The following is an 11,995-nucleotide window of genomic DNA, read 5'->3' as shown; positions in this document are numbered from 1 at the left end:
TGCCGTAAGAAAAATCAATGCTGTGAAATAAAGTTTGCCTACAGTGGCTAAAACAGACTTCTTACTGAATCATGAAATCTAACTCTTTGGATAACCACCAATCATGGTTAAAGGTAAAATCTTGAAATCACAGCGCTGATTTTTTCTATCATACCATACCCATATAAATGCCAATGTGAACGCCTTAAATAGGGGCTTCTTTTCCTTTATTTTGACTGTTGTTTCTTTTCATCGTCTAATTCTTCTTGCGTACAATATCTCGGAACAATTTTCATTTTTGGTATGTCAAAATATTCATCACAAATTTCTCGTCCATTTTCATCCGTTCTACGGTATAACTTTTTCTTTTGTTCTTCAGTCATGATATCTAAATAATTATAAAAATACATATGATCAATCACTTCTGGATCATTAAAACTTGTACTTAATTCAATGCCAAAAGACTCGCCTTTTTGGTTGTCATTACAATACGCTGTATAGTTATAACTCACGCTTGTTCCTGCACGAAACTTATCCCTGATCTCATCATGCATTGGATAAGCACCCACGAGTACACCATCCACCTCGATGGCATCTTTAAATATACTTCTAACTTGTTCAGTATCTGGTTTTTTTAACTCTTCTTCGATTTCTGCATCTGTTTCTTTACGAATATCATGTGCTGGGCGCTCTAAACGAAACCTAAAACTATCGATTTGTTTATCCGCTATTCGTTCAACCAAACGAACACCGATATCATCATATATATAAATATTAATTCGATTAATTGGATCTACACTTTCGACAACCCGATAGTTTTTACCTAATGCTTTAAGCCATGGCTCAACGCCTGAACTCATATATAAATCCGTACCATTATAATTAATCGCACAGCCGTGGACCTTAAACTGATGTTGTGGATTTATTTTCTTTATAAAACCTTCTGTATCAGTATCTTGCTTTGTCGTAGACTGACCATTACTACAACTGATACACAGTAAAAGGGGTAGAAATAGCGCTAGTTTTTTTTGAAATATATGCATTATTTTTTTAAAGGATAATTTTCACATCCTCCCCCAATAATAGGATCATCTCTATCCGGACCCTCACAAAACTCTTTCCGCTGTCTTTCTTTTTCTTCATCACTAATTATGTCAAAATAATTATAAAAATACATATGATCAATCACTTCAGGATCATTAAAACTGGTACTTAGCTCAATATAAAAATATTTACCTTGTTGGTTGTCATTACAGTCCGCTGTAAAGTTATAACTCACCCCTGTTTCTGCACGAAACTTATCCCTGATCTCATCATGCATTGGATAAGCACCCACGAGTACACCATCCACCTCAATCGCGTCTTTAAATATACTTCTCACTTGTTTTGTATCTGGTTTTTTTAACTCTTCTTCGATTTCTGCATCTGTTTCTTTGCGAATATCATGTGCAGGGCGCTCTAAACGAAATCTAAAACTGTCTATTTTTTTATCGTTTTTCCGTTCAACCAAACGAACACCGATATCATCGTAAATATAGAGATTAATTCGATTGACACTATCCGCACTATCAACTTTACGATAGTTTTTCCCCAACGCTTTAAGCCATGGCTCAACGCCTGAACTCATATATAAATCGGTACCATTATAATTAATCGCACAACCATGAACCTTAAACTGATGTTGTGGATTTATTTTCTTTATAAAACCTTCTGTTTCAGCATCTTGCCTTGTCGTAGACTGACCATTACTACAACTGATACACAGTAAAAGCGGTAAAAAAAGAATCCATTTATTTTGACTGTTGTTTCTTTTCATCGTCTAATTCTTCTTGTGTACAATATCTTGGTAGAACATCAAATGTCTTAATATCCACATATTCTCCACAAATTTCTCGTCCGTTTTCATCCGTTCTTCGTGCTAGTTGTTTTTTTTGTTCCAAAGTCATGATGTCAAAATAATTATAAAAATATAGATTATCAATCACTTCTGGTTCATTGAACGAAGTACCTAGGTCTACATAGAACAATTCACCTTTATCTTTTTGTTCTTCAGTACAATCAGCGGTATAGGCATAACTCACACTGGTCTTGGCACGAAACAAACTTCTTATCTCATCATGCATGGGATACGCGCCAACCAAAATATCGTTAATACTTATTGCATCTTGGAATCTTTTTTTTGGTGATTCATCACCTATAAGTTTCTTATTTTCGATACTTTGTGGTGTTTCAATTAAATCTATAGAATGTGCTGGATTCGGTAAGTAAAATCCAAACATTGATATCTTCTTATCTACTTGGCGCTCCATTAAACTTACGCCGATATCATCATAAATATAGAGATTAATTCGATTAATTGGATCTACAGTTTCGACAACTCGATAGTTTTTCCCTAACGCTTTTAGCCATGGCTCAACGCCTGAACTCATATATAAATCCGTACCATTATAATTAATCGCACAGCCGTGGACCTTAAACTGATGTTGTGGATTTATTTTCTTTATAAAACCTTCTGTATCAGCATCTTGCTTTGTCGTAGACTGACCATTACTACAACTGATACACAGTAAAAGGGGTAGAAATAGCGCGAGTTTTTTTTGAAATATATGCATTACTTTTTTCCACCCTTGATCATATCTAAACCTTTTTGGACCGATTCTGCTGCTTCATCAATTTTTTCTTGCGCCGCTTTAGCACCTTTATACGCACCCTGTCGGGTCGTATCCCAACCTTTTTGCAGCGTGCCATCACTAGCCTGATTGACTTTATCCTTATTTTGTCTTGCCCATTGCTTAACACTTTCATCCATCCAATTACAACGGCTTGGATGTCTAAAATAACTTTTTGCCGTATCTAATACCGCTTGTTTATTTGTCGCAGATGGCTTTTTAGACCAATCCCTCCATTTTGTTCCGACATCACGTACCGCAATAATCGCTAAATTGGCGGCAAGTAAGTGTAAGGGGTTTCCTGCTTCGTCTTTACCCAATTGTGTATGACTTGGGTTATCACCATGAATCACAGGATTTACCCCTTGTTTTACACTCACAATGTCATGTGAGTGCTTTAAAACATTATTCACACCAAATTTGAGTAAAAATTTAAACAGTGAAGTGAACAGTGTTTCTAATAGCGCAGTTTGCTTTTTAAACTCACTGATGGTTTTTGCTGCTTTTTTTAGCAAATCGACATAGCCTGCTTCATATAAAGCACAAATTTCATCCCTTAACTCTAAGTATCGAAACCAAATTTTGGTTAAATTCTTATCTTTAGACACCGCATCAAGGGTAAAAATAAATTCTTGAATAATCAAATCAGAAAAACTGCGTTCGCCAGAGACCATCCCCTTATATTCACTCCACTCTTTAAGTGGATCAACCATCTTGGCTAAAGTACCACCAATACTGGCAAAGGTATCCCAAGAGTCAAAAGTTCCTGTCACCAAAGGAATTTGCTCATAACGACTAAAATTATTTTTTCTCAATATATTGTGCCTAACATCAGTATAACCATGCTTAATCAGTGCAATCTCTACAAAATTACTGTGAGAGAAAAAATCCTCCAAGACATGAAAGGCATTGCCTAAATGTCGCAAAGGCACATCCGAGCTACTGTTTTGTTTCATGCTTTCTTCTAACTGTCCCAACATATATTCTAATGCTGTTGGAAATGCCGAATCACGTGTATTATTTAGAGTATTATCAGCAATATAATTTTTTAAATTAAATTGTGCAGATTTCTGATCATTGTTGGTTTGAAAGGTTCTATCATTCGGTTTAGGGTTTAGTTCTTTGTCTACATGAGTATAAATATTGGCACCAAAAGGATTGTCGATATGTTCTTCAAAACGATAAACACCCAATATCTCTTGACCATTTTTACCTCTTAAATCACGAAATAAACGATGTGGTAAAGAGCTTCGTGGCTCATAAGAAAATAGTGCTAATGCTTTATACCGTCTTTGGTTTTTTTCACTCAATTGCCCATATTTGACTTTTTTTAACATATTTTGCATATGCTTTTGTAAATTAACAGCACGATTATTTTTTAACTTTAACTCTGGTAGTTTAGCCAGATCATCTGCGACACTTTCATCAAAGAAATGATCATATGCCAAGACTGCCAATATATTGGTTATTAACTTACGTGTTGGTTTTATGGTAATAATTTTACCTTGTTTATCTATCGCAACATCAATGCTTGTATTCAGCACAGCCCCACAGACCAGTTGGGAATGATCCCTTAACCAATTTCCTGCATAAATAGCATCGACTGTTTCTTTATTAAAAATTGGTTTATCTGGGTTTAATTCTCCAATGGCTTCTTTTTCAATAGATTGATGTCCATGTTCAATCCGCACACCTTTATTGTCATCTTTTTTAATATATTTACCTGTTTTGGGGTCTATGGTTCCCCTATTTGCCAGTATTTTAGTTTGTTTAGAAAACTTACCTTCACCTGCACCAAAGTATTCATATTGGACATCTACCACTTCGTCCATTTGCGACTCGAAATCAGCATGCATTCTCGCGGCTCTTTTCCCCGATGTTGGGGTAATTTTCAGCTTTCCTGAAAACTTTTCAGAGCTTATTTCTGCAAACTCAAACTCAGTATTTGCGCCTTTGTCTTTTCCTTCTGTCAATTGACCTAAATTATATGCATAAACAGCACCTTCATCTCGTGGTGCATCAGGTGCTAGTTTTTCTATTTTTACGGGTATTTTTAAAATATCACCAATATAAATAAGATTAGGGTCAGAAATTTGATTAAGTGAGCATAATTCTTCAACAGTGGTATTAAAGTTCTTCGCGATTTCTTCCAACACATTGCCTTTGACAATCACATACAGATTAAAGCTATTGTCTAATGAATAGTTGCCACTGATTCGTAAATGATCATCGATGTAATGCCCATACTCATGTAAAAGCACTGTATAAAGTCTTTCCAAATTACTGTCATTTTCTAGCGCAGATAACACTGTATCAGCAGCAAGATAGATTTTCTTGTCTTGATGATTAAACCCAGCTGCGTGACCGTTGATACTTTTAGCAGTCACTATATGTTCAGGCGGTTGAATTAGACCATTCTCCAAGTCGGTTTTCAGGGCTAAATACAAACTGTCTGGAATATCAAAACCAAAGATCGGTGCGACCAAACTGACAAAACTTTCTTGAGAGAAGGTCTTTGCCAATACAACAAGTTGATCATGGGCATAGGTACTTTTTAGCGTCGGTAATGGCTGATCTGGTGCAAAATTTACGATCGGCAACAAAGGTAATCCAGCACTCACTTTCATCCCAGAGCTAAGTTTCTGCTGTCCAGATTTAACCTCAAACAAGCCTGGCGTGGTCGAAAAAATACCTGAGCCATTCAGTCTTAATTCAGATGTATCCGCACGAAATACAATTTCTTTAGGACTAATCATATAAATCGTATCTTCAGTCGAAATAATTTGAATACCTTTACGCGCAATCAAATCTGCACCATCACTATGTGCTTTTATTTCAACCTTGCCTTTTGCAGCATAAAGTCTTGCACCTTCTTGCGCAGCAAATAAACTGATCTTGTTTTTTGCATGTGCTATAAGATTCTTTTGGCTACTCAGATTTATACTGTTGCCTGCGCTCTGGCTGATTTGCCCATCTGCTGAAAGATGAAGGTCGCTATTGGTCGACATTGCTATAGAGTTTGGTGAAGCCAGTAGCATTAAAGCTTGTTTAAATGCATCTGCTTTATCTTTTTCACCTTTTTCTATTTGATTAAGGAAGTGTTTTAAATTATTTAAAACTTCCAAAGGATCAGTTTGTTGATGCTTGGCAACTTCACTTAGCGCTTTTGTATTGTTGAGACTATTTTCTAACTGACTTTTGGCTTCGGTTGTATCTAGATGATTGCCTGATGCCTCATCTTGTGTATGGGTACTCAGCAGTAAGCCTTGTCCTGCACGTACCGCACCCCATTGATCCGTTCTTAGCTCAAAGCCTTCTCCTCGACCTTCACTCGTCTTTGTTTCTTTCGGATGGCTGAGGTTGCCAAGATTCAGTTGGCTTGCCCCGTGACTACTGTGTAACTGACTACTGATCTGGTTGGTAGTGTCGTCAAATCTCAGTTGGTTATAGCCACTACCCTGATATTCCTTACTTTTAATCCCTGCCAACTTCTTGGTATCGGGTAACTTGCCTTTGTCATCAAACTTGGTTGGATAACGGTATCCCTCATGAATACGTCCCACCACAAAAGGTCTGTCAATATCCCCCGCAAAGAAGTCAACCACGACCAACTCTCCAATACGCGGTAAGAAGCGTGCTCCATAGCCTTCGCCTGCCCAAGGCGTGAGTACATCGACCCAAGCTGAGTCGGTATCATTGTCGTTCGCACCTGCACCACCATCATGGCTATGGTCTTCTTTGCGGGTAAACAGGAAGCGAACCTTGATGCGCCCCCATTCATCGACATGAATTTCTTCTCCACTTGGACCAACCACTCTCGCTCGCATTGGATGGGCTGCGGGTCTTTGGGTTAAGGGATTATATTCAGGAACAACTGCTATATTGCGTCGTTGTAGAATGAGCTGATTGGCTTGGCGTTGTTCTTTGTTGTTTGTGGCGGTATGGGCAAGTTGCCATTGGCTTTGTTGGATGAGTACTTCGACTTGATGGCTCAAGTCTTTGGGTAAATTATTTTGGTGATAAAAGGTCTTGGATATGATCAGAAATTGCCGATCAGCAACATCTTTTAGCTCTAGGCTTGGATGTTGGTTAAGTTCAAAGTGATAACCCACCTGCGCATCTCGTACCGTTGAAGTTGCGATAAATTGTTTAGCTTGTGCATCATAGTAGTTGCTGAGGTTTTGGTTAAAGCGTTCGATCTGACTGTTGCCGGATGGTGTTACTCCATCTTCTCCATTTAAGTCTTGAGTCCATGCAGGGCTAAAGTGCCATACTTGTTCTAAGCCTAGACTGGCGTTATCGTACTGGTCACTGTGCTGATGTTTGCTTTGTACATTGCCTGCACCTTCTTCGGTTTCAAGAATATCGGCTTGCCAACGGTGGATATGTACCGATGTCGTTTGAAGGGAGCGTTGTTCTGTAAAATTGATAATCGAATCGCTTGTCTCTACAGATGAACTTCGATGAAAGCGGATCGTGCGTCGTTCTAAACTTTCGTATTGAGTATTGTCATCAATCAATCGAAGCTTTTGAGGCTGGATGGGTTCATTAAAATGAGAGACTTTAAGCTGTGCTTCATCAATTAAACTCGTCACACCTTCCGATGCTAGAAGCCTTTGAATAAGGTCTATATCTCGTTCATTATTCTGCATAATGAAGGGTCTGACATCGTAGTCTTTGGTTAGACCACTTTTATCTAAAGTTAAACTTGAAGCAAATAGTGGAGATCTTTCTCGCCATTCATTAAATATAACTTCGACTACCTGTAAAGCAGACATATTCATAAATACGCGCGAGTTTCTACGCTGTTTCCATAGTGCGGTTGGATCTTCAACCGTGAGGCGATAAATCGTCAAAGCTCCATCAGAGGCGCCCACCTCAGCTTTGGTGACAATTCCTGAAATACGATTGAGTTCGGAGCGATCATTGACCACATCAATGGCTACACGACAGCCAATAAAGCGTTTTAATGCAATATCATTCAGCGTAGATAGACAAATCAGTTGTAAGTTCACCCCATCATTGATGGCATGTATCCCATCAACGCGTTGTAAAAATACCAATTGATGAAGATCAGTATTTGAAAAAGACACATGGATAGCACGCTTTTGGGCAGTAAGACCCAATTTTTCCAAAGCAAAATAAATATTATTAAACATGAGTTATTGTGTAGTTGTTCTAAATTAAAAAACACTCTACAAAAAAGATCATATTTTGTCCATATTTAATTTTATCTAAATAATTTTATATATCACCTTTTGTTTCAGTTTTTTTTATAAGTTTATAAGAATAGTACACTTGAAAGTAATTAAACTGCATTCTTTCACAGCAAACAAAGCAACACTTTATTTTTACTCATATATCTTCGCTCAACATGACGACTTTCATGCCACTTCACGATAAAAAAGATGATCAATCATTCAAAAGTGCAAATAAATAAATGACCAAAATCTTCTAATATTTTATATAAAAAGTATAAAGTTTATAGGGTATTAAGGATCAGACTATTTAACTATACCTTAATTTATTATGATGGAATGATTATTAAAATCCACATTTTAGTACAATCATGAGCCAAAATTTAATTTACAACCCCTAATAGTAATCGCTAAATAAAAAACCGCAAAATGATTAATATTCAATCATATTGCGGTTTTTTTAATGCATCAAGAGACTGTTAAAACAGCCTCTTTTTTACAATCAATTTCTACATTTAGAAATTAACGATTGTTTTCATCTTCTTGTGAATCTTCAAATTTACCTTCGCCGCCAAAGTCAGAACCTTGACCACCGAAGCCACCTTGACCACCGAAGCCACCTTGACCGCCGAAGCCACCTTGTTGACCACCGAAGCCACCTTGACTACCGAAGCCACCTTGACCACCGAAGCCACCTTGACCACCGAAGCCACCTTGACCACCGAAGCCACCTTGGCTACCGAAGCCACCAGCTTGACCACCGAAACCACCAGCTTGACCACCGAAACCACCAGCAGCGCCTTGAGCACCAGCAGGAGCACCAGCAGGACGTGGATTACGTGCAGGTACAACAGTAGAAATCGCATGCTTATAAACCATTTGGCTTACAGTGTTTTTCAACAAAACAACATACTGGTCAAAAGATTCAATGTGACCTTGTAATTTGATACCGTTTACAAGAAAGATAGAAACCGGAATACGTTCTTTACGGAGAGAATTTAAGAACGGATCTTGTAAAGTTTGACCTTTAGACATTTTATACTCCAAAAAAAAATTTAAAATCAGCGCAAAAACTGCCTTTATTTTTCAATTAAAATTTATAAAAAAGGCAGTTGTTAAATTTTGCTTTATCCGTATAAGTTTCGCAAGTCTTCTTGAGCTTGCTTTATCGTGAAATAAGTTTGAAAAGAGTGTAATTCTTGCAAAGAACGTAACCAAGTGTATTGACGTTTGGCTAATTGTCGTGTCGCAAATAGCGCTTTATCCTTCATTTCTTGCATTTTTTCTTGACTCAAATCACTGTTTTTTAAAAAATCTATCGCTTGACGGTAACCAACCGAGCGTGCTGAGGGTAAATTTTCATCGAGATCGTATTTTTTCATAAGGTATTCGACTTCATTCAAAAAACCGATTTCCCACATTTTTTCCAATCGCAACTCGATCCGTTTATGTAATTCTACTCTGTCAGGGACTAAAGCATAATTATGAAAATTGTAACGATAAGGTTGCTTTTTAGGCTGTTCTGCCTGTAATTGTGTAATTGGACGACCTGTGATTTTGTAAACTTCTAAAGCACGAATAATTCGTTGTTTATCACTGACCTTAAACTTTTCACCTGCCAGCGTATCTACTGATTTTAATTCATCATAGACTGCCTGCCAGCCCTCAGTTTCGCCTTTTAACTCAATCGCAGCGCGAATCTCATAATCAGCACTCGGTAGGTTATTGGAAAGACCTTCAAGCAATGCCTTGAAGTAAAGCATTGTTCCGCCCACCAAGATGGGTGTTTTCCCTTTTGCATGAATATCATCAATCAAACGACTTGCATCTTCAACAAACTCTGCCGCAGAATAAACTTCTAATGGTGTAATAATATCAATTAAATGATGCGGATAACGCTCCTGTTCCGCTTTTGTTGGCTTAGCTGTTCCAATATCCATCTCTTGATAAACCAGTGCAGAATCCACAGAAATTAACTCATAATTCCCCTGTTCATATAATTCACATGCCAAAGCGGTTTTTCCACTTGCAGTTGGTCCCATTAAATTGATGACGGGCAATTGATTCGACATGTAAAACTACTCTCCTCGAGCAAATAATTTATCCAGTTGTGAAAGTGGAAATGCACGCCATGTTGGTCGACCATGATTACATTGGCTGGCAAATTCTGTTTGTTCCATCTGACGCAATAAAGCATTCATTTCTGACAGGCTTAGCATGCGGTGTGCTCTCACTGCACCATGACAAGCCATACCGGCCAAAATTTGATCTCGCTTTTGTTGAAGTGCTTGTGCTTCATCGTTCGGATCAAGATCATTCAGCAATTCAGGAACTAAAGCACCAAAGTCAGCTTTATGTAAAATTGCAGGTACGCCACGGACAATGACCTGATCATCCCCATACTGATCTATTTCCAAACCTAAACGCTCAAGTTGAGGTTTTAAATCATCAACACGTGTGGCCTGCATACGTGTAATTGAGATCACTTTAGGAATAAGCAATTGTTGAGAAGTCCAAAACTCAGGTTTGTCCCATGCAGATTTCATCTGTTGTAAAAGAATACGTTCATGTGCAGCATGCATATCTACAATAATCAATCCTTCAGTATTTTGCGCAAGGATATAAATACCGTGCAATTGTGCAATAGCAATACCTAAAGGATATTCATCAACCTGTGGTTGATTAGACTTATTGACAATTTGCTGTACAGACTGATCATAAGAGGCTTGATCTGTGAGTGGTTGATCCAATTCGGCAATATCACTATTTTCACGGAGCGGTGCCAAATAGCTCTTTAAGGCATTATTGAGTTGCTGTGATCCATGATACTGCTGTTGGGGCTGATTTGCAGCATAATGTACAGTTTGCGGTTGTGTATGACTAAAATCTGTTAAACCATCATTTTGCAAAATCCGAGAATCTGAATTGCTTAGGCTATTTTCATACTCCTGCTGTTGATCTACAGTATCTGATACTGTGCGATCACGATGAAGCTGAAACTGCTCTTGATAACGCGGTTGAGGTTGTTGCCAATGATTTTGTTGAGATTCCTCTTGTTTCATTGCCGAAGCTAATTCTGCTGTCGCTGTTTGAAATTTTGACAGGGTTTCTTTAGCAAAATGGCGTACAAACTCGTGCACTTCACGCTGATTTAAAAAACGAATTTCATGTTTAGTAGGATGAACATTGACATCAATATTTTCAGGGTCAACTTCTAAAAAAAGCAAATATGCAGCATGTTGATGTCCGTGGAGAATACCATCGTATGCCATGCGTAACGCGTGTGAAATGGTTTTATCTTTAACAATGCGTCCATTCACATAAACATATTGCAAATCAGCTTGGGCACGTGCATCTGATGGATGTCCCAACCAACCTGATAAACGCATACTAATACTATCAGCATCAATCCAATAAGCATTTTCAGTAAATTGACGCCCCAATAATTGCTGTACACGTTGGAATCGTAACTCGCCACTGTCGGCAATAGGTAAATTCAAACGAATATTATCGTTATGTTCCAACACAAAACGTATATCAAAATGAGTCAATGCCATACGGCGGACAATTTCTTCGATATGTCCAAATTCAGTTCCTGGCTTTTTTAAGAATTTGCGGCGTGCCGGTACATTAAAAAATAAATCCTGAATACGAATATGTGTGCCTTGTTGCGCTGCAACTGCCTGTATATCCTGATGATCAAACGCCGTACCATTTACTTCAAGCTGATAGCCAACACCTGAATCATCTTGGCTGCTGGTTAAGGTTAACCGAGAAACAGCAGCAATCGATGCCAGTGCTTCACCACGAAAACCTAAACTTACTATTGCGTGTAAATCTTCAGCAGACTGAATTTTACTGGTTGCGTGTCGTGTTACGGAAAGCGCCAAATCCTCAGGATGAATGCCTCGCCCATTGTCAATAATTTCAATGAGCGTACTCCCTCCATTAGCAACACGAACAATCAATTCAGTCGCACCGGCATCAATTGAGTTTTCAACTAACTCTTTAACCACAGAAGATGGGCGTTCGATTACCTCGCCTGCTGCAATTTGGTTCGCCAATGCTGGATTTAAAGTTTGGATACGTCTTAAACTGATATCTTCATGTTGCATTCAATTCACCTGATCATTAAATGAATCTAAAAAC

The 11,995-nt window shown here is 38.1% G+C and carries 7 protein-coding genes; all 7 read right to left on the bottom strand.

Annotation, left to right across the window (positions count from 1 at the left end; translation table 11 throughout):
- Window positions 1-206: 206 nt before the first annotated feature.
- Complete coding sequence (locus AC1Z3T_RS04515; protein ID WP_309802608.1) at window positions 207-1,022, bottom strand: DUF7738 domain-containing protein; 816 nt, start codon at window positions 1,020-1,022, stop codon at window positions 207-209.
- Window positions 1,022-1,795 carry a DUF7738 domain-containing protein gene (locus AC1Z3T_RS04510; RefSeq protein WP_483396478.1) on the bottom strand — a complete coding sequence of 258 codons (774 nt, stop codon included), beginning with the start codon at window positions 1,793-1,795 and terminating at the stop codon, window positions 1,022-1,024. The genes AC1Z3T_RS04515 and AC1Z3T_RS04510 overlap by 1 nt, the downstream gene beginning before the upstream one ends.
- Entirely contained in the window at window positions 1,770-2,591 is an 822-nt protein-coding gene (locus AC1Z3T_RS04505) for a DUF7738 domain-containing protein (RefSeq protein ID WP_483396477.1), read from the bottom strand. The genes AC1Z3T_RS04510 and AC1Z3T_RS04505 overlap by 26 nt, the downstream gene beginning before the upstream one ends.
- Window positions 2,591-7,807: a type VI secretion system tip protein TssI/VgrG gene (gene tssI, locus AC1Z3T_RS04500; RefSeq protein ID WP_483396476.1), complete on the bottom strand. Its 5,217-nt coding sequence runs from the start codon at window positions 7,805-7,807 to the stop codon at window positions 2,591-2,593. The genes AC1Z3T_RS04505 and tssI overlap by 1 nt, the downstream gene beginning before the upstream one ends.
- Window positions 7,808-8,368: 561 nt before the next feature.
- On the bottom strand, window positions 8,369-8,881 hold the full coding sequence (gene hfq / locus AC1Z3T_RS04495) for an RNA chaperone Hfq (protein ID WP_151713038.1): 513 nt from the start codon (window positions 8,879-8,881) through the stop codon (window positions 8,369-8,371).
- A 92-nt stretch (window positions 8,882-8,973) separates the two neighbouring features.
- Window positions 8,974-9,918, bottom strand: a complete 945-nt coding sequence (miaA, locus tag AC1Z3T_RS04490) for a tRNA (adenosine(37)-N6)-dimethylallyltransferase MiaA (RefSeq protein WP_042087241.1) — start codon at window positions 9,916-9,918, stop codon at window positions 8,974-8,976.
- A gap of 6 nt (window positions 9,919-9,924) precedes the next feature.
- Window positions 9,925-11,961 carry a DNA mismatch repair endonuclease MutL gene (gene mutL / locus AC1Z3T_RS04485; protein ID WP_317808083.1) on the bottom strand — a complete coding sequence of 679 codons (2,037 nt, stop codon included), beginning with the start codon at window positions 11,959-11,961 and terminating at the stop codon, window positions 9,925-9,927.
- Window positions 11,962-11,995: the final 34 nt, after the last annotated feature.

Source organism: Acinetobacter sp. B-6 (assembly GCF_056930735.1).
The sequence above is the reverse complement of the archived record's forward strand: the minus strand, read 5'-3'. Positions and strand labels throughout refer to the sequence as shown.

What these genes read in the sequence shown, in the direction of transcription:
- AC1Z3T_RS04515 (WP_309802608.1), bottom strand. Translation starts at nt 1,022, where the DNA reads ATGCATATATTTCAAAAAAAACTAGCGCTATTTCTACCCCTTTTACTG.
- AC1Z3T_RS04510 (WP_483396478.1), bottom strand. Translation starts at nt 1,795, where the DNA reads ATGAAAAGAAACAACAGTCAAAATAAATGGATTCTTTTTTTACCGCTT.
- AC1Z3T_RS04505 (WP_483396477.1), bottom strand. Translation starts at nt 2,591, where the DNA reads ATGCATATATTTCAAAAAAAACTCGCGCTATTTCTACCCCTTTTACTG.
- tssI (WP_483396476.1), bottom strand. Translation starts at nt 7,807, where the DNA reads ATGTTTAATAATATTTATTTTGCTTTGGAAAAATTGGGTCTTACTGCC.
- hfq (WP_151713038.1), bottom strand. Translation starts at nt 8,881, where the DNA reads ATGTCTAAAGGTCAAACTTTACAAGATCCGTTCTTAAATTCTCTCCGT.
- miaA (WP_042087241.1), bottom strand. Translation starts at nt 9,918, where the DNA reads ATGTCGAATCAATTGCCCGTCATCAATTTAATGGGACCAACTGCAAGT.
- mutL (WP_317808083.1), bottom strand. Translation starts at nt 11,961, where the DNA reads ATGCAACATGAAGATATCAGTTTAAGACGTATCCAAACTTTAAATCCA.